This is a genomic window from Candidatus Pelagibacter sp. IMCC9063, from assembly GCF_000195085.1.
Classification (GTDB): domain Bacteria; phylum Pseudomonadota; class Alphaproteobacteria; order Pelagibacterales; family Pelagibacteraceae; genus IMCC9063.
This window is the reverse complement of the sequence record NC_015380.1, coordinates 136,437-155,190: the sequence shown is the minus strand read 5'-3', so window position 1 is coordinate 155,190 and position 18,754 is coordinate 136,437. Positions and strand designations below refer to the sequence as shown.

General features: G+C 32.1%; 19 protein-coding genes. 14 read left to right on the top strand and 5 right to left on the bottom strand.

The window, feature by feature from the left end; genetic code table 11:
• Positions 1 to 2: 2 nt before the first annotated feature.
• Together SAR11G3_RS00825 and SAR11G3_RS00820 are read left to right on the top strand one after the other, a co-directional pair.
• The gene (locus SAR11G3_RS00825; RefSeq protein ID WP_013694822.1) at positions 3 to 644 is read left to right on the top strand and encodes a DUF47 domain-containing protein; all 642 of its coding nucleotides are present in this window, start codon (positions 3 to 5) and stop codon (positions 642 to 644) included.
• A gap of 4 nt (positions 645 to 648) precedes the next feature.
• Complete coding sequence (locus SAR11G3_RS00820) at positions 649 to 1,638, top strand: inorganic phosphate transporter (protein WP_013694821.1); 990 nt, start codon at positions 649 to 651, stop codon at positions 1,636 to 1,638.
• Here SAR11G3_RS00820 and SAR11G3_RS00815 read toward each other — a convergent pair.
• Positions 1,624 to 2,499, bottom strand: a complete 876-nt coding sequence (locus tag SAR11G3_RS00815) for a LysR family transcriptional regulator (RefSeq protein WP_013694820.1) — start codon at positions 2,497 to 2,499, stop codon at positions 1,624 to 1,626. The two genes, SAR11G3_RS00820 and SAR11G3_RS00815, sit on opposite strands and share 15 nt — an antisense overlap.
• A 79-nt stretch (positions 2,500 to 2,578) precedes the next feature.
• On the opposite strand from SAR11G3_RS00815, the gene phnA reads away from it, so the two are divergent.
• The 7 genes from phnA to SAR11G3_RS00785 all read left to right on the top strand — a co-directional run bounded on the left by phnA (position 2,579) and on the right by SAR11G3_RS00785 (position 9,464).
• A complete protein-coding gene (gene phnA / locus SAR11G3_RS00810) occupies positions 2,579 to 3,820 on the top strand; it encodes a phosphonoacetate hydrolase (RefSeq protein WP_013694819.1) in 1,242 nt (413 codons plus the stop codon).
• Positions 3,810 to 4,043, top strand: coding sequence for an aldehyde dehydrogenase family protein (locus SAR11G3_RS07410; RefSeq protein WP_081456266.1), 234 nt, complete (start codon positions 3,810 to 3,812; stop codon positions 4,041 to 4,043). Before phnA ends, SAR11G3_RS07410 begins: the two co-directional genes overlap by 11 nt.
• Positions 4,003 to 5,250, top strand: a complete 1,248-nt coding sequence (locus SAR11G3_RS00805) for an aldehyde dehydrogenase family protein (protein ID WP_013694817.1) — start codon at positions 4,003 to 4,005, stop codon at positions 5,248 to 5,250. Before SAR11G3_RS07410 ends, SAR11G3_RS00805 begins: the two co-directional genes overlap by 41 nt.
• A gap of 3 nt (positions 5,251 to 5,253) precedes the next feature.
• On the top strand, positions 5,254 to 6,369 hold the full coding sequence (locus SAR11G3_RS00800; protein ID WP_013694816.1) for a phosphonoacetaldehyde reductase: 1,116 nt from the start codon (positions 5,254 to 5,256) through the stop codon (positions 6,367 to 6,369).
• Between the two features lie 3 nt (positions 6,370 to 6,372).
• Positions 6,373 to 7,221 (top strand): DMT family transporter, encoded by an 849-nt coding sequence (locus tag SAR11G3_RS00795; protein WP_013694815.1) that lies wholly within the window; start codon positions 6,373 to 6,375, stop codon positions 7,219 to 7,221.
• A 110-nt stretch (positions 7,222 to 7,331) separates the two neighbouring features.
• A complete protein-coding gene (locus tag SAR11G3_RS00790; RefSeq protein ID WP_013694814.1) occupies positions 7,332 to 8,207 on the top strand; it encodes a DMT family transporter in 876 nt (291 codons plus the stop codon).
• Positions 8,208 to 8,243: 36 nt separating this feature from the next.
• On the top strand, positions 8,244 to 9,464 hold the full coding sequence (locus SAR11G3_RS00785; protein ID WP_013694813.1) for an NAD(P)/FAD-dependent oxidoreductase: 1,221 nt from the start codon (positions 8,244 to 8,246) through the stop codon (positions 9,462 to 9,464).
• A gap of 56 nt (positions 9,465 to 9,520) precedes the next feature.
• Here SAR11G3_RS00785 and SAR11G3_RS00780 read toward each other — a convergent pair whose 3' ends face one another.
• A complete protein-coding gene (locus tag SAR11G3_RS00780; protein ID WP_013694812.1) occupies positions 9,521 to 10,030 on the bottom strand; it encodes a GcrA family cell cycle regulator in 510 nt (169 codons plus the stop codon).
• A 155-nt stretch (positions 10,031 to 10,185) separates the two neighbouring features.
• On the opposite strand from SAR11G3_RS00780, the gene SAR11G3_RS00775 reads away from it, so the two are divergent.
• Genes SAR11G3_RS00775 through argF form a run of 3 tightly spaced genes read left to right on the top strand, consistent with a single transcriptional unit; the run spans position 10,186 to position 13,095 of the window.
• A complete protein-coding gene (locus tag SAR11G3_RS00775) occupies positions 10,186 to 10,998 on the top strand; it encodes an ABC transporter permease (RefSeq protein WP_013694811.1) in 813 nt (270 codons plus the stop codon).
• Between the two features lie 5 nt (positions 10,999 to 11,003).
• The gene (locus SAR11G3_RS00770) at positions 11,004 to 12,170 is read left to right on the top strand and encodes an aspartate aminotransferase family protein (protein WP_013694810.1); all 1,167 of its coding nucleotides are present in this window, start codon (positions 11,004 to 11,006) and stop codon (positions 12,168 to 12,170) included.
• A 1-nt stretch (position 12,171) separates the two neighbouring features.
• Entirely contained in the window at positions 12,172 to 13,095 is a 924-nt protein-coding gene (gene argF / locus SAR11G3_RS00765) for an ornithine carbamoyltransferase (protein ID WP_041862293.1), read from the top strand.
• Here the strand turns inward: argF and SAR11G3_RS00760 are convergent.
• Entirely contained in the window at positions 13,092 to 14,537 is a 1,446-nt protein-coding gene (locus SAR11G3_RS00760) for a TrkH family potassium uptake protein (protein WP_013694807.1), read from the bottom strand. The genes argF and SAR11G3_RS00760 overlap by 4 nt on opposite strands.
• Positions 14,538 to 14,649: 112 nt before the next feature.
• Between SAR11G3_RS00760 and SAR11G3_RS00755 the strand changes: the two genes are divergently transcribed.
• Together SAR11G3_RS00755 and SAR11G3_RS00750 are read left to right on the top strand one after the other, a co-directional pair.
• The gene (locus SAR11G3_RS00755) at positions 14,650 to 16,215 is read left to right on the top strand and encodes a lysine--tRNA ligase (RefSeq protein WP_013694806.1); all 1,566 of its coding nucleotides are present in this window, start codon (positions 14,650 to 14,652) and stop codon (positions 16,213 to 16,215) included.
• 5 nt (positions 16,216 to 16,220) lie between these two features.
• On the top strand, positions 16,221 to 17,276 hold the full coding sequence (locus SAR11G3_RS00750) for a quinone-dependent dihydroorotate dehydrogenase (protein WP_013694805.1): 1,056 nt from the start codon (positions 16,221 to 16,223) through the stop codon (positions 17,274 to 17,276).
• Here the strand turns inward: SAR11G3_RS00750 and SAR11G3_RS00745 are convergent.
• Entirely contained in the window at positions 17,241 to 17,678 is a 438-nt protein-coding gene (locus tag SAR11G3_RS00745) for a DUF3429 domain-containing protein (protein ID WP_041862292.1), read from the bottom strand. The two genes, SAR11G3_RS00750 and SAR11G3_RS00745, sit on opposite strands and share 36 nt — an antisense overlap.
• Positions 17,678 to 18,736, bottom strand: a complete 1,059-nt coding sequence (locus tag SAR11G3_RS00740; protein ID WP_013694803.1) for a sulfite exporter TauE/SafE family protein — start codon at positions 18,734 to 18,736, stop codon at positions 17,678 to 17,680. Before SAR11G3_RS00740 ends, SAR11G3_RS00745 begins: the two co-directional genes overlap by 1 nt.
• Positions 18,737 to 18,754: the final 18 nt, after the last annotated feature.

Genomic DNA, 18,754 nt, shown 5'->3' with positions numbered 1-18,754 from the left:
ATATGTCTTTTTATAAAAATGATCAGAAAGAACTAATCAATTCTATAAATTTGTTTTTAAATAATATTTTAGAAGTAAACAGTCTTTTTGAGAATCTAATGAAAGAATTTTTTTTAAAAAATTACAAAAAAGTAGAAGATCTGACTGTGAAAATATCTGATTTAGAAAGTGCATGTGATAAACTTCGCAGGACTACCGAAAGAAAAATATATCAAGAAACTCTTATTCCAGAACAGAGAGGGGACGTTTTAGGGATGTTGGAAAACCTTGATAAAATTCCTGGTCAATTACAAGGAAATGCCCATAGAATAAATACTGAAAAGCCAGATATTCACAAAGAATTACATGATGATTTTAATAATCTTGTTCAAAACAATAGTACCTGCGTAAAGCTTTTGATCAGTGGATCAAAACAGTTTTTTATTGATCCTAAAAAAACTATTGAGGATTGCTTGTTAGTTTCAAAGCATGAAAGTACAGGCGATAAAATTAGCACTAAACTTAAAAATGCAATTTTTAATAACAATAATTTAGATCTTTCTCAAAAAATGCACTTAAGATACTTCGTTGAAATTGTAGATGAGGTTGCCAACCTTGCCGAAGATGTTGCTGATCGTTTAATAATATCCTCAGTTAAAAACTAATTACATGACATATTTAATTCTAGCTTTGGTACTAGGAATCATTGTTGGTGCGAATGATGCAGTAAATGTTTTTGGATCAGCTATTGGTTCTAAAATGCTTAAGTTTTCTCGAGCAATATTATTTTTTATAATTTTTATAATCCTTGGTGCTATTGTTAATGCTCAATATCCATCCGCCATTTATCAAAATATTATTCCTTCTTATTTTTCAATAGATAAAACTTTTATTATTTTAGTCCCTGTCATAGTTGCAACTTTATTTTCTATAAAATTAAAAATTTCAAGTTCTATTTCACAATCTTTAATTTTTTCGATTATCGGTTTTGCTATCGCAACCGAAGTAAATGTTAATTATAATATTTTTGAACAATTGGTTTTTGTTTGGATTTTAACTCCATTTATCTCATTTTTTTTAGTCATTATTTTACACCTCCTAATAAACTCTTGTTTAAATATTTTAAAATTAAATATGTTTTATAAAGATTTTGTCATAAGAGCTTTACTAATCTTATTTGGTTGTTTAGCTGCATTTGCACTAGGTTCTAATTTAACCGCATCAATTGTAGGTATCTTTTCTCCTTTCATAAATTCTTCAATTCATATTAATGAAAATTTATTATTTTTTTTAGGCTCTGGGTGTATTGGATTGGGAGCTCTTTTCTTCTCTAAAAAAATTATTCATAATATTGGAACTAAAGTTTCCAAAATTAATCCAGTATCGGCATTGGCAATTTTGGCTACGCAAATAGTCATATTACTTTTTTTCTCTTCGAAGCTAATTATTGACTATGTAAATTTAAAGTTTGGAATTAATCTGTTTGCAATGCCTATCTCTGCCTCACACGTAACTTTGGCTAGCATTTTAGGTATAGCTGCATTTAAAGGATTTAGAGAAACTAATATTAAGAATTCTTTATTCATAATAAGTAGCTGGATCTATTTACCAGTTATTGTTTTTATTTTTAGTTATTACTTATCTTTAACTTTTAGATAAGTCTTTAAAACTTGGAACAATATCAAAAAAAGCTTTTATGGCATTAAAGTCATATCTTTTAGTAAGACAGCAAACATATTCAGTAGCATAGAAGTTTGTATTAGTAAGCTTTACAAAATTTACCTTTGGTAAGTTTATCTTCTCAGTACTATAGACAAAGCCCACACCCATATTATTTTTTACTGCTTCAAAAATTCCCTCCCTACTTCCAATAGTGTATAATTTTTTTTTAATCCCTAAATGCAGCAATTCTCTTTCAACTAGAGCTCTTGTTTGAGATCCTTTTTCCCTTACAATAAATGTTTCGTTTACAATGTCTTTAAAAGAAATACTTTTTGTTTTTGAAATAGTATTTTTAATAGATGCAAACAATAATAATTTATCACGTACCAAAGGCTTTGAGTACAGTTGACTTTGATCATTTATATCAGCCAAAATTCCAATATCTATTTCTTTTCTTAAAAGCTTTTCTTTAATTTGAACTGAATTACCAAAAACAATATTGCAATTAATCTTGGGAAATTTTTTTGAGAATTTACTCAAGATAGGCATTAAATGTATGGGTGCTACAGTTCCAATATTTAATGTTCCACTTGTGAGTCTGTTAGATGATTTTAAAAGATTTAATGCCTGCTCGTGAATGTCATCTATATCTTTTGTAATATCATAAAGTTTTTTCCCATAGTCAGTTAATAAAATTCCACTACCATTTCTTATAAATAATTTTATTTTAAATCTACTTTCAACACTTTTTACCTGTTCTGAAATAGCTGATTGGGAAACACTTAATATTTTTGCTGCTTTTGTAAAGCTACGATGTTTAGTGACAGCATTAAAACTTCTAATTTGAGTATAGTTCATATGAATTTTCTATAAGCATTATATATAAAAGAGTGAGGACTAAAAATATTATATTTGATATAAGTCTTTTTAAATAATCATGAAAAATCCAGTATCAATAAATAATCGATCTTATAATTGGCCAAAAAAAACTACTATAGTGATCTGTCTAGATGGCAGTGAGCCTGGTAAAGATGGCTACATTGAAAAAGCAATAGAAATGGGCTTTATGCCTTGCATGAAGTCTATTATCAGCCAAGGAACCTATGAGATAGGAAAGTGTGCCATGCCAAGCTTCACTAATGTGAATAATTTATCAATTGTAACTGGTACCACGCCTGATGTGCATGGAATTTGCGCTAACTTTTTTTATAATCCTGAAGATAAAAAAGAAACATTAATGAATGATGACTCTTTTTTACGGGCACCAACTATCTTTGAAGCCTTTGAAAAAGCAGGAGCGAATCTAGCTGTCATTACCGCAAAAGATAAGCTTAAAAAGCTGCTTGGTAAAAACTTAAAAAAATCAATTTGTTTTTCTGCTGAGAAGGCTGATCTTGCCAATCTACAAGATAGCAGAATAGAAAATGTTTTAGAGTTAGTGGGGAAACCTGTTCCAGAAGTTTATAGTGCAGATTTATCAGAATTTATTTTTGCTGCTGCGGTTAAAATTTTAGAAAAAGGTGAAAAAATTGATCTTATGTATTTATCTACCACAGATTATATTCAGCACAAATGTGCTCCAGGAAGTGACATAGCAAATGCATTTTATAAAATGATTGATGGTTATATAGAAAAACTTCTAAGCTTTGGGTGTAAGGTTGCATTTACAGCTGATCATGGGATGAAGGCAAAAAGTAAGCCGGACGGAACCCCAAACGTAATTTATTTGCAGGATTTATTGAATAAAGATTATCCTGAAGATAAATGCAATGTTATATGTACCATTACTGATCCGTACGTTATTCACCATGGGGCGCTAGGTTCTTTCGTTACAATTTACTTAGATAATAAAGATAAAATAAATGAAATCAAAAATTACATTCAAGCCATTGAGGGAATTGACGTTGCTTTGACAAAAGAAGAAGCTGTAAATAAATTAAATCAGCCAGCAGATCGCATTGGTGACTTGGTCGTAACCTGCAAGGCCAGCTTTGCTCTTGGTAAGGGGGAAAAAGACCATGACCTTAGCCAATTAAAAGAGCCTTTGAGATCTCATGGGGGTTTAGACGAAACCTCAATACCAATTTTTATCTCAGATAAGTTAGATGATAGTTATAAGAAAAAAGAGAAATTAAATAATTATGACATATTTGATTTGGCTTTGAATTATGATCGATAAGTTATTTCAAATAAAAGGAACTTACGTAAATGGTCAATGGATGAATAATCCAAATACTTACGAGGTTACCAATCCTTCTAATGGGGAAAAACTTTGTGACGTTCCTATCTCTGACAACCAAGAACTAGAATTGGCTGTACAGTCTGCAGCAAAAGCTCAAAAAAATTTGGGAAAAAAAATCTTTGAACCAGAGGGTAGACGCTCTTTTAAAGCTTTGTTCTAGAATTGAAGAAAGAGCCGAAGAGTTCGCGCTCATAGACTCGTATGATGCAGGAAATGCATTAACAGGCATGAGGAAAGATGTGACTATGAGTATCGAAAATATTAAATATTTTTGTGGATTGGTTCGTGAAGTCAAGGGTGAAACATTTTCCATGGAACCGAAACACTTAAACTTTACAAGATATCAGCCATATGGGGTTGTTCTTAAAATCAATCCATTTAACCACCCATTTCGATTTTGTGTTGAAAAAATTGCAGCACCTTTGCTAATGGGAAATTCTCTAGTGATAAAAAATTCTGAACAAGCACCAATTTCACCACTTAAGTGGTGTGAGTTACTAAAAGATATTTTTCCAGATGGTTTGATCAATGTTGTTACAGGAGGGCCTGAAGGAGGTTCTTTTCTTGTTAAACACCCTCTAATTAAAAGAATTGGAGTTATTTCATCAGTCAATACAGGTATTGCAGTAAATATAGATGCAGCACCCTATCTAAAAAATGTTTCTCTTGAGCTGGGAGGAAAAAATCCACTAATGGTATTCGATGATGCTGATCCTGAGTTTGCAGCTGATTTGGCAATTAAGGGAATGAATTTAAGTAGACAAGGACAATCTTGTAGTTCCACTTCCAGAGTTTTAGTGCATAAAAGTTTAAAAGAGAATTTTGTAAAACACTTGGTAGAAAAAGCAAAAAAAATACCGGTTGGTTTGCCTTGGATTGAAACAAATGAAATAGGCCCTATCGTTTCCAAAAGACAGTTTGATAAAGTAATGGAATATATTGAGACAGGTAAAAAAGAAGGAGCGAAATTAGTTCTTGGAGGAGATAATCCGCAAGACCCAGAATTAAAAAATGGTTTTTTTATTAATCCTACTATTTTTACAGACGTAAAGCCTGACATGACTATTGCAAAAGAGGAAATATTTGGTCCAGTGATATCTGTTTTAACTTGGGAGAGTTATGAGGAATTAATTGAAATTGCAAATTCAACTCTTTATGGGTTAACAGCAATGATAGCTACTAACTCTTTAAGCAATGCAATGAAGACAGCTGAAGATATTCAGGCAGGTTATGTATGGGTCAATACGTTTGGTAGATATTCAGGAGCTCCCTATGGGGGATGGAAATTGAGCGGTTTGGGTGTCGAGGAATGTTTCGACGAAATGAAAAGTTATGCGAAGTTAAAAAATATAAATATGAAATGGTAAATTATGTGGAATTATCACAATCCGTCAAAAATAATTTTTAAAACAGGATTCTTAGACAATCTAAAATCCTTAGCTTTAATTCCAAAAAAAAAATATTGTATTTTCACCTATCCAGATAAAATCTTTAAAGATCAGGTTAAGAAAATTACGGACGTACTTGGGGAACCCTTGCTAATTGTAGACGAGATATCTCCTAACCCGGATTATAAAAACTTAGAAGTCATTGCTAAGAAATACCAAAATATAAGTTCAGAGAATAAGCAAATTATATGTTTGGGTGGAGGATCGGTAATTGATTCTGCTAAATTTATAGCTTTCGGACTTGGAGATTTTAATTATACAGTTGATTTTCTGGAAAAGAAAAATGAATATGTAAAAAAAAATCACCCAGACTTAATTTCAATACCCACAACTGCCGGAACGGGTAGCGAGTTAACTTCTTGGGCAACTATATGGGATAGTGCTAATCAAAAAAAGTATTCATTAGCGCATGAGTGTCTGTATTCAAAAATGTCAATTTTTGATTCTAATTTAATGCTAACGTTACCTAAAAAGATTACATTAGAGCCTGGATTAGATGCAATGTCCCATGCTTTCGAGAGTATATGGAATATTAACTCAAATCCTCTTTCTAATACCTATGCAATAAAAGCAATTAAAATTATTATGGAATTTCTTCCTCAGGTACTAAAGGAACCAACAAATATCAAATATAGAGAAATGTTAACGATGGGATCTATGTATGCAGGTTTAGCTTTTTCAAATACAAAAACTGCCATTTCTCACAATATATCGTATCCAATCACTCTAAAACACGGTGTACCTCATGGTATTGCATGTTCCTTCACTTTGCCCACAGTCTTAAAATCGGTAATTGGAATAGATAAAGTTTGCGATGATAATTTCAGAACTCTTTTTGGACAGGATTTGGAACAAGGACCAAAAATTCTAAAAGATTTTTTTAAATCAATTGATATTTCCATAGACCCCAAAAGCTATATTGGAAGTTCCAACGAGTGGAATTTAATTGTTTCAGAGGCCTTTGAAGGAGAAAGAGGAAAAAATTTTATTGGAAATTTACAAAGCCTAAATAAAGCTCAAGACTTTATGGGATTGTAACTATTGGATAATTTTTTATTTTTTGCCATTTTATCTGGTGCAATATGTCACGTAACTTGGAATATTCTTTTAAAAAAATCTGTAGATAAAGTTCTATTTACAAGAGCATTTACTCTTGTTGCTAGTATTTTTTTTATACCTATTTTATTTTTTGTAGACCCGCTTGCTCCTGAAGCATACTCATTTTTTATCATTACTCTGGTTATTCATACACTTTATAAATTCTTTTTGTGCCGTGTTTATGATAATTCGGAACTATCTTATGGTTACCCTTTGGCCAGAGGAACTCCTTCATTATTAGTTTTGTTTGCGACTCCACTAATATTTTCTGATGATTTAACTGTTAATAATATTTTTTCAGTATTGGTGCTATGCCTTGGTATTATTTTGTTAATTTTTGCAGATAGTAGATTTAAAAAAATAAACTTCAAGGGGCTTTCATATGCATTGCTAGTTGCTCTGATGATAGCTATCTACACAATTGTGGATGCGCTTGGCTCAAGAGCTTCTGATGCCATAATCTATCTTATTTATTACTTTGCATTCGACGGAATTATTTTTAATGTCCTAGCAATTTTCTTTTTAAAAAACAGTAATTTAACATTAAGTTTTTTTAAAAAATACTCGAAAGAAATTTTGGTATCTGCAGTGTTAGCATCTTATTCTTATTTTCCAGCAGTGTATGGCTTTACTGTAGCAAAAGTTGCAACTGTAGCCTCTCTAAGAGAGACGAGCATACTATTTGCCTCTTTATATGGAGTTTTTATTCTAAAAGAAAAAATTGGTATTTTGGGAGTTATTTCTTCTTGCTTAATTTTTATAGGTGTTATTTTAATTAAGCTTTATGGGTAAACTTTGCTCTAAATATTCATCTAACACATTATTTTTGTTTAATTATTCTTTTGTTATTTAAAAGTTTAAATTATACCTTCATTTGTCAATTAGCTTGAAAGAACCTTCAAATGGTTAGATTTTTTCCTTTAATTTTTATTTTTTTATGGTCCTCTGCTTTTATAACCGGAAAGGTTATTACTGTAGATGCCTCACCTTTTGCAGCCTTGTGCTTTCGCTTCACTCTCGTAACACTTGGATTTTTTTTATATTCATTAATTAAAAGTCAGCAAGTAATTTATCCAATCGCTGAAACCAGCAAGGCTATGGCAACAGGTATTTTGTTTCACGGTATATATCTTGGTGGATGTTGGTTTGCTCTTTCTAAAGGTATACCAGCAGGAATTGTTGCATTAATAGTTACTCTTCAGCCAATCCTTACCTCTTCGCTTGCAGGACCCTTTTTGGGAGAGATTGTTACTTGGAGGCAGTGGGTAGGAATCCTTTTAGGATTTGGTGGAACTTTAATAGTTTTAGGAATTGATTCTTTTGATACGTTACCCTCTGTAGGACTCCTAGCATCTTTTGTCGCTCTAATTGCTATTACAGCAGGCACTTTATGGCAAAAAAAATTAAGTATGGACATGCCTCTTTCGGTAAATAATATTTATCAGTCTTTAAGTGCAAGTATCTTTCTCTTTATTCTTTCTTTTTTTCTAGAAAGCCCTTTTATTAATTTTACCCCTAATTTCCTATTAGCCATGGGTTGGCAAATTATTGCAGTTTCATTTGGCGCTTTTACTATTTTAATGTTTTTAATTAAAATAGGTTCTGCTAGCAAAACCTCCGCATTGTTTTTTTTAGTTCCCCCTGTGGCTGCGGTTATGGCTTGGCTTTTTGTAAAAGAAACCTTAACTATTTTTGATGCAATAGGTTTGACTGTTGCTAGTGTAGGAGTTTATATCGCTACAAGAAAACAAAGTGCCAATGTCATCCAAAAAATATAATTTTTTTTAGTACAGTATGATAAAAAATATATTCTTATGAGTAAAAAAATTTCAATTTTAGGATCTGGAATTATAGGTCTTTGTTCAGGCTATCATCTTTTAAAAAAGGGATATGAAGTTACCTTTTATGATCGAGACGAGCCAGGCAATGGTGCTTCTTATGGTAACGCTGGTGCTTTTTCAGATTATGCTGCAGTAGCGCTCAATCAGCCATCAGTTATTAAAAATTTGCCAAAATATTTATTTAGTTCTTTTTCTCCTCTTTCTATTAAATTTAATTATCTGCTCAAAATACTCCCTTGGGCTTTCCAGTTTCTAAAAAATTGCAATCAAAAATCCATGCGCAATACTGCTGAAAAAATGAATGATTTGTTAGTTTTTTCCATTACTGAATATGAAAAAATTTTTAAAGATATTGGAGCTGAAGATTTGGTAGAGCAAAAAGGAACTTTGTATATCTATGGCAAAGATAACAAAGAACCAGTAAAGGAATCTAATTTGCTGAGACAAGAGTTAAAAATAAAACAACATTTGTTAAGCAAACATGAGGTTCATGACATGGAGCCTAATTTAAATCCTATTTATGAAGGGGGTATTTATTTTCCCAATTCAATGCATACAAAAAACCCTAAGAAAATATCAGATAAAATATTTTCCAAGTGTTTAGAGATGGGAGCCACTTTTATTAAAGATGAAGTAATAACAATCGACTCTCAAAAATTAAAATCAAAAGATAAAGAATATGCCTTTGAAGAATTGCTTATTACAGCAGGAGCTTTCTCAAAACAATTTACCGATCAGTTGGGCGAATCTATCCCTTTAGAGACAGAACGAGGATACCATGTTCACTTTAAAGAATCTGCTAGAGTTGTGAATCGCCCTGTATGTTCGTTAGACAATGGAATTTATCTTACTCCTATGGAGCAAGGATTAAGAGCAGCGGGAACGGTAGAGTTGGGAGGCTTGAGCAATCCACCAAGCCCAAAACGAATACAGTATGTTACACAAGAAACTAAAAAAATGATTTCTAACCTTCCTGATCCTTATGATAGCTGGATGGGATTTAGACCTAGTCTTCCAGACTTTGTTCCTGTGATTGGAGAATCTAAACATCATAAAAATATATTTTATGCTTTTGGTCATCATCATTTAGGATGGACTTTAGCAGCTATTACAGGAAGTGTGATTTCAAAAATTATATGTAAAGATGGCGTAAATTTAAATTTTTCAAAATACAGCTCAGATCGATTTATTTAGGTTGCTGAGACAAACGAACCCAAATAAGCTTTTAAAATAAAGGCTTATTTTTATAATTACGCAGTTTTGATCTTTTTTTCTATAAAATCTGGAAGCTCTTCATTTTGAGAGTTATTCACTTTATCTTCTTTCCAGCCCTTAGGTTGGTAAGCATGCATTACATGTAACTTGCAATACACTCTGCTTTCCATGGAAGATCTTCCACAAAAATAAAAGTCTTTTTCATCTGGGTGACCAATAGGCCATCTACAAACTTTATCCGTCAATTTTTCTAATGGTATAGGATTTTCTGGTTCAAAATCCTTTTCAATAACAATAGCTCTAAGACCTCTTGGTCTTCTAGTTTTTTTCTCATTTCCTTGTCCATCATCAAAAGTTCTATTATTTACTTTTGGAGAGGAGATCATTCTTGATTGAGCTCTTCCTTGAAGATTTAGCCTATGAGATTTTCCAATGACTGCATTTCTGGAAATACCATTTCCTAGTAATTTTGAAATTTGACTAGCTGTATGCCCTTCAGCCCAAAGTTTCTTTAATTCTTCTGTTTTTTCTTCTGTCCAAGCCATTAATCGTTGTTATATTCCCATATATTGCATATGCAAGTAAAGAAAACACAACATGTTGATTAAAAAGTGCTTGTAAATGGAGGTTTTTGAATAAATAGCTGTTCTATCCACATTTTTGTGCATTTTTACCACTTTAATTGATACTAGAGTGGTTCATGACAACAATTGAGCAAAAATATAAAATTGGAACTAGAAGATTTGGAAGAGTTAACTGGATTGGTCTTTACACTCTTTATTTAAAAGAAGTGTTAAGATTTTTTAATGTTTGGATTCAAACTATTCTTTCACCTATCGTTACGTTCCTTCTTTTTTTAGGTGTGTTTAGTTTAGCAATTGGAAATGGGAGAGCAGATGTTCTTGGATATGAATATACTATTTTTTTAGTTCCAGGTTTAATTGTAATGCAGATGATGCAAAATTCTTTTGCCAACACATCATCCTCATTGGTCATTTCTAAAATGCAAGGCAACATCGTAGATCTTTTGTATCCGCCTTTGTCCGCACTCGAAGTGACGGTGGCTATGTTGTGCGGAGGAATTACCAGAGGTCTGGTGGTAGGTTTCTTTTCGGTTATGGTTTCTATTATTTTTATTCACGTTCCTATTCATAGCTTATTTTTTATTTTAATTTATGGAATACTAGGATCCTCTTTACTTGCTAGCCTTGGATTTTTAGCTGGGTTGTGGTCAGAAAAATTTGACAATATGGCAGCAGTTACAAATTTTATTATTGTGCCTCTTTCATTTTTGTCAGGGACGTTTTATTCTATTAAAAATTTAAATATTTATATCGAAACAGTTAGTAGTTTTAACCCTTTCTTTTATGTGATTGATGGATTTAGATATGGATTTTTAGGAGTTTCCGATGGCTCCATAACCACAGGATTGATTGTTTTAATAAGCGTGAATATATTCACATGGTTTAGTTGTTATTTTTTATTTAATAAAGGTTATAAAATTAAGTCTTAAAAATTATGAGTAGTTTAGCAAATAATTATAATAGAAAAAAAATTGCTTTTTTAAAAGGAAAAGGGTCTTTTCTTTATTCAACTAATGGAAGTAAATATTTAGATTTTGTTCAAGGAATTGCAGTGAATTCTTTAGGACATGCTCACCCCAAGCTAGTAGCCGCTTTAAATAAGCAGTCTAAAAAAGTATGGCATGTGTCTAATGCATTTCAAATACCAGAAGGAGAAAAGCTAGCCAAAAAATTAACCCAACACACGTTTGCTGATTATGTATTATTTCAAAATAGTGGAGCAGAAGCAACCGAGGCAGCAATAAAGGTTGCCAGAAGATACTTTTATTCTATTGGCCAGCCTAAAAAAAATAGAATTATTTGTATAAAAGATTCTTTTCATGGAAGAACTTTGGCTACTATTTTTGCCAGTGGTTCCAAAAAAATGACAGAAGGTTTTTATCCCAAAGTTCCAGGCTTTGATCACTTTAAATTTGGAGATCATACAAAATTAAAAAAATTAATAACCAAAAAAACCGCTGCTATTATGGTGGAAACAGTAATGGGTGAGGGTGGAATCAAGGTGATACCAGACTGGTGTTTGAAAGGATTAAGAAAGCTTTGTAATGAAAAAAAGATTTTATTAATTCTAGACGAAGTTCAGTGTGGAATTGGAAGAACCGGAAAATTCTTTGCATTTGAGCATGCCAAGGTCAAACCAGATATAGTTCCTATAGCCAAAGGTATTGGAGGAGGATTTCCTATGGGCGCCGTATTAATGAATAAAAAAACAGCCTCGGCAATGGTTGCAGGCACACATGGATCTACTTTTGGAGGAAACCCTTTGGCAATGTCGGTGGGAAGCGCAGTATTAGAGGTTATTTTGAAAAAAAGTTTTTTAAAAAATGTGACAAAAATATCTAACTATTTTCACTTAGAATTAAAAAAATTACAAAAACAGTATCCAAAAATTATTAAAGAAGTAAGGGGCGCTGGGCTACTCGTAGGCTTGCAACTTCATAAAGATCAGACTACATTTATAAAAAAATTAATGGATAATAAGCTCTTAACTATTAGAGCTGCTGAGAACGTAATAAGATTACTACCTCCTCTTACTGTTAAAAAAAATGAAATTGACTTAGCTATTAGTATTATTTGCAAGGTCTGTAAAAACTATAAATAAAATGAACCACTTTTTAGATCTTAGCCAAATTGACAAAAAGGAACTGAGAAATATTGTCGAAGAAGCAAAAAGAAGAAAAAAAAAATATTCTATAAAGAAAAAAGTGTCTGTTACGGAATCTAGTAATGCACAAGACAAACTGCTTCTAATGATTTTTGAAAAGCCTTCTACCAGAACAAGATTATCTTTTGATCTTGCTATGAGACAGTTGGGTGGACAAACGATTGTTATGAATGCAAATGATATGCATCTAGGAAAAGGAGAGGAGAGCATTGAAGATACAGCAAAAGTTATTTCTTCGTTTTCCGATATTGTTATGTTTAGAACTTTTTCACATAAATCATTATTAGAATTGTCAAACTTATTAAATATTCCATTAATTAATGGGTTAACGGACCATTCACATCCATGCCAACTATTGAGCGATGTGCTTACTTTTGAAGAAAATAAAGGTTCTATCAAAGGAGCTAAAGTTGCCTGGATTGGAGATGGTAATAACGTAACTAACTCTGCAATTGAAGCTGCGGTCCAATTTGATTTTCAGTTAAATATTTCATGTCCCAAAGGATACATGCCATCTAAAAAAACTTTAGATTGGGCAGATAAAAAAAATGGTAAAATTAATATTATTCAAGATCCAAAAAAAGCGGTAGCAGGAGTAGATGCTATTATGAGTGATAAGTGGATTTCAATGGGAGACAAAGTAAATGTAAAACAAAAAAAGAAAGCCCTAAAAGATTACCAAGCAAATAAAAAGATGATGAACCTTGCTAGTAAAGATGCAATTTTTATGCATGTTCTACCGGCCGCAAGAGGGGAAGAGGTATCGGCAGAAATTATTGATGGAAAGCAGTCTGTTGTGTGGCACCAGGCTGAGAATAGATTGCATGGCCAAAAGGCTATTATTGATTGGTGTTTAGACTAATCTCTCCAAAAAGACGGAAGAAATAAAACTAAAACGGTAAAAAACTCCAACCTTCCAAGTAACATCGCAATACTCAAATACCACTTAGTTAGATCAGGCAAGTATTTAAAGCTTCCGTTGGGTCCAATAATTTCTCCAAGTCCAGGACCCACATTAGAAAGAGAGGTGGCTGCAGCAGAAATAGCAGTAGTAAAGTCTAGATTGCTCAATGATAGTAGGGCTGTAAGAAGAAAGAAAATAAAAATATACAAAAAAACAAAAGTTAACACCGAGGTTAAAAAAGTATCTCCGATTACTTCACCACGATATTTAATGGGAAATACTCCGTTGGGATAAATAATTTGTTTGATTTGTTTTTTAATAAACAAATTCAGAATTTGAAATCTGAATATTTTAATTCCACACGTAGTAGAAGCAGCACAACCCCCAACAAACATTAGTATTAGAAAAAAAAATAATGAAAAATTACCCCAAGTTCCAAAATCTTGAGTGGTAAAACCAGTGCCACTTACAATTGAGATGACATTAAAAGTAGATTCTCGAATATTGTCAGGCAAAAAATCTTTCACAAAAAAATAACAATAAATAGTTACGATAACTGTCGATAAGGAAACAAAATAAAGGAAACCCTTTATTTGAGTGTCTTTAAAAAAGGCAGCTTTTTCTCCTTTTAAGAATTTTAAATAAGTTAAAAAAGGAACGCTTCCACAAATAATAAAAATCATAGTAATTATTTCTATGGAGACAGAATTAAACTGTCCAATAGAACCACTATACGTAGAGAAGCCACCAGTTGAAATAGTAGTTAAAGAATGGGCTACTGCATCAAAAGCATTCATACCAAAAAAGTAAAAGCATAAAGCGCAAATGGCCGTTAAGATAAAATAAATTTTAGTACAGACCATCGCTATTTCTTTTGAGCTTGGAAGAATTTTTTCAAACTCTGCACCCTCTGATTTAAACAAAGACATTCCACCAATATTAAGAAGCGGCAACACTGTAATTGCCATCACTACAATTCCTATACCACCCAACCATTGTAGAATGGCTCTCCAAATTAATACTCCCTTAGAAGAACTTTCTATGTCATCTAAAATAGTTGATCCGGTAGTGGTAATCCCTGACATCGATTCAAAAAAAGCATCTGTAAAAGAAAGCTGTAAAGATGAATACATTAATGGAAAAGAAGCAAATAAAGTTATGGCAATCCAGGAGAATGAGGTCATCATAAAAGCCTGCTTGATGTTAAGACTTTTTTCTTCAGTCTGGTTCGTGATGAGCAAAAGAAATCCAATAAAAATGGAAAAAAAAGACCAAAATAAAAAATTATGAGATTTGTCTCCGATGGTGATTTCTATCAAGTAGGGAATAAGCATAAATAGACCCAAAATAATAAGCAATGCGCCTATAACTAAAAAAACTGTTTTGGTTCCATCTTTCATATTTTCCTAATGATCTCAAAAATATATCAATTCGTTTTTAAAACAAATAATGATTCCTAGTAAAATACCTGACAAAAAATTGTTTTTTGAGCTATAAGGAATGCATTCGCAAATGATTGATACTGAGTATTTAGATTCAAAAGCCTGGCCATTTGTTGAGGCTAGAGCACTTTTAAAAAAAAGAAAAAAACTTTTTGACAAAAAGGGTTATGCCTTATTTCAAACTGGATATGGCCCAAGCGGGTTACCACACATAGGTACATTTGGAGAGGTTTGTAGAACCACGATGGTTATTCAAGCATTTCAAAAACTGACAGACATACCTGTAAAATTATTTACTTTTTCAGATGATATGGATGGTCTTCGAAAAGTTCCTGATAATATTTCAAATAAAGAAGTCTTAGAGCAAAACCTTAATAAGCCCCTAACAAGTGTTCCAGATCCCTTTGGAAAGTATAATAGCTTTGGAGAGCATAATAACGAAAGGTTAAAGAGTTTTTTAGATCAGTTTGGTTTTCACTATGAATTTAAGAGCTCCACAGAATTATACCAATCTGGTATTTTTGATGACACCTTAAAACTTGTTCTGGATAAGTATGATTCAATTATGAATATCGTTCTCCCAACTCTTGGTGAAGAAAGAAAAAAATCTTATAGTCCATTTCTTCCTATATGCCCTGAAACTGGAAAAGTATTGGAAGTAGCTATTTTAGAAAGAGATGTTGCAAATGGAGAAATTGTATACGAAAGCAATGGTAAAAAATTTAAAACAAAAGTAACAGGGGGCAATTGCAAGCTTCAATGGAAAGTGGACTGGGCTATGAGATGGCATGCACTAGAAGTAGATTTTGAAATGTACGGAAAGGACTTAATTCCAAGCGCTGAATTATCCCAACAAATATGCAAAACCCTTGGACACACACCTCCTAATGGATTTTACTATGAATTGTTCTTAGATGAAAAAGGAGAAAAAATTTCCAAATCAAAAGGAAATGGAATTTCAATTGAAGATTGGTTGAAGTATGCAAATCCAGAAAGTTTAGCTTTGTATATGTTTCAAAACCCTCAAAGAGCTAAAAAATTATACCCGCAAGTCATACCGAAAGCTGTAGATGAATATTTGTCTTTTTTAGAAAAATTTGAAACACAACCAACAAAAGAACAGCTGGGAAATCCTGTCTGGCATGTCCATAATGGAGTCCCACCAAAAGAAAAAAACATTATTAACTTTGGTGTTCTTTTAAATTTAGTTAGCGCAAGCAATGCGGATAATGAGGAAGTTTTATGGAAGTTTATTCAAAATTTTGCACCTGATACAGACAGGTCTAAATACCCAATATTAAATCAGTTAGTAAAGAATGCCATTTCTTATTTCAATGACCATGTGAAGATTCACAAAAAATATCGCAATGCTAATGAGCAGGAAAAAAAGGCTCTGCTAGAATTAAATGAAGAGATTAAAAAGATGCCAGAGGGAATGACTCCTGAAGAAATGCAGACAGTAGTGTTTACCGTAGGAAAAAAATACTATCCCAAAGAAGAATTGCGTAACTGGTTTAAGGCTATTTACGAAGTGGTATTTGGAGACGAGCAAGGACCTAGAATGGGCTCTTTTATTTGTTTTTTTGGCAAACAAGAAACCATAGACTTGATTAATAAATCGTTAAGTAGAAACTAGAGTACATGATTTACAAAACAATAAGCACACTGCTTCAAAAAGCAGACCCAGAGCTTGCGCATAGCCTAGCAATCAAATTTTTAAAAAATAGTTATTTACCATTTAATCTACTGTCCAATGTTCCCTCTTCAAAATTAGAAATAAATATATTAGGTAAAAATTTTACAAATCCAGTTGGGTTAGCCGCAGGCTTTGACAAAAATGCAGAAATTTATAATTCTATATTTAAATTAGGATTTAGTTTTTCAGAAGTGGGGACAGTTACTCCCTTACCTCAATATGGAAACCCTAAACCAAGGGTATTCAGATTGATGGAAGATGAGGCAATTATTAATAGATTGGGATTTCCCAGTCTAGGAATGGACAAGGTTCGATCTACTATTAAGAACAACCCCCCCAAAGGAATACTAGGAATTAATATTGGCCCTAACAAAGAAAGCATATCAAAGATTGAAGACTATTTAAAATGTTTCGAATATTTTTGTAATTTATGTGACTATATCTGCATTAACATATCCTCTCCCAATACGCCCAATTTAAGAGATCTTCATGAAAAGAGCAAAATTGAAGAATTGTTAATAGCTATTAAGCTAAAACAAAAGCAACTTAACAATAAAACCAAAATTTTATTAAAAATCTCACCAGATATCACTAGCAAAAATATTACGGAGCTAAGTAATATAGTTTTGGATCAAAAAATTGATGGAGTAGTATTAACCAATACCACTATTTCTAGAGACCAAAAATTACAAAATAGTAATCAAGCAGAACTCGGAGGTCTTTCCGGAAAGCCTTTACAGCAATCTTCAAATCTTATCATCCAAAAGTTTTATAAATCTTTAGGAACAAAAATACCGATCATTGGAGCGGGGGGAGTTTTTGACGGCAAGTCAGCTTTTGATAAAATTAAATCAGGCGCTTCCTTAGTCCAATTATACACTTCAATGGTTTATCAAGGACCCTATGTAGTAAATAAAATTAATAAAGAATTAGAAGCGCTATTAGAAGCAGAAGGGTTTGAAAGTTTAAAAGATGCCATAGGTAAAGATTGTATAGAGTAAAATTAAGTGAGCCAAAATAACATTTCCTGTTAAAAAAAATCTCATTCGCATGTAGCCCGAAAGATCATTGTTAACAGTTTTTTTATCGCAAATATAAATGAGTATATAGATTAGAATATAAACTATTGTTTTCAGCATATAAGTTACAAACATCTCCGATACCATGCCAATAAGAGGAAAAAGAACAGATAAACACTTGAATAAAAGATTGTGTTTTTGCTTGGGTAGTAAAATTAGCTTCATCCACAAAGAGCCAGATAAAAAACAAAGAATAATTACAGAGTATAAAAAGAAAATATCAATAAAAAAATTGTAATGTTCAAAAGTACTTGTTATGGAAAAGATATAAAAAGGAATTAGGCCTGCATAGCCAAGAATGTTATTCCATTTATTGAATGTCACTATAAAAATTTTTTAAAGCTAAAAGCGGCCAATACTCCAACTAAAATTGCAATGGACATAGATGCTATGGCATATGACCAAGGAAAGACTTGAGAAGTATGTATTGCAAAATCAGCAAGAGCATTGGTATTGTTAGGCTGCAATACAGAAGTAATATCTGCTGGAGGAATAGTTTTATTAAAAAATAAATCATAACCAAATTTAAATCCAAAAATTAATACCAACACAGACATCATAGCTCTTAGCTCTTCTCCTTTTAACTTAATACTTATTTTAGTTCCTAATTGAGCACCGATACCTGAACCAACCACTAAAATCAGAACTAAAAAAATATCCACAGAGTTGTGATTGATGGCATGTAAGAGCGTTACAACAATCATAATAAAGATCATTACAAAAAGAGAAGTTCCTGCAACGAGTCGAGCAGGCATACCTAAAATATAAATCATAATGGGGACTAGTAAAAAACCACCTCCCACACCAAGCATAGAAGAAAGAATTCCAACTACTATTCCAAAAAAAATAGGGGGTACAATGCTTATATATAATTTAGATTTGTGTATTCTAATTTTAAAAGGAAGATTATGAACCCAATAGTGTGTATGTAATTTTCTTCTGATAAACCTATTAAGTCGAATTCTTCTTATTTCTATTAAACTTTCAATCAGCATTGATAGTCCGATTCCAGATAGTAAAATACAATACATGATGGAAATAATTTTATTAACACTTCCCTGTAATAGAAAATATTTAAATACAAAAATACCAAAAATGGCTCCACTGACTCCACCAATGATGATGAGCATACCCATTTTGATATCAAGCTGATCTTTAAACCAATGTCCAATCGTACCAGAAACAGATGCGGCTAAAATATTATTTGCACCATTGGCTACTGCATAAATTGGAGGGATACCTAAAAAAATCAAAATAGGCGTAAGTAAAAAACCACCACCAATTCCAAGCAAACCCGCAAAAAAACCAACAATAACACTAATAAAGAGTAAGGTAGCTATGTTAATGGTTACTTCGGCAATGGGTAAATAAATTTGTAGCATTAATTAAAAAAAAACTCC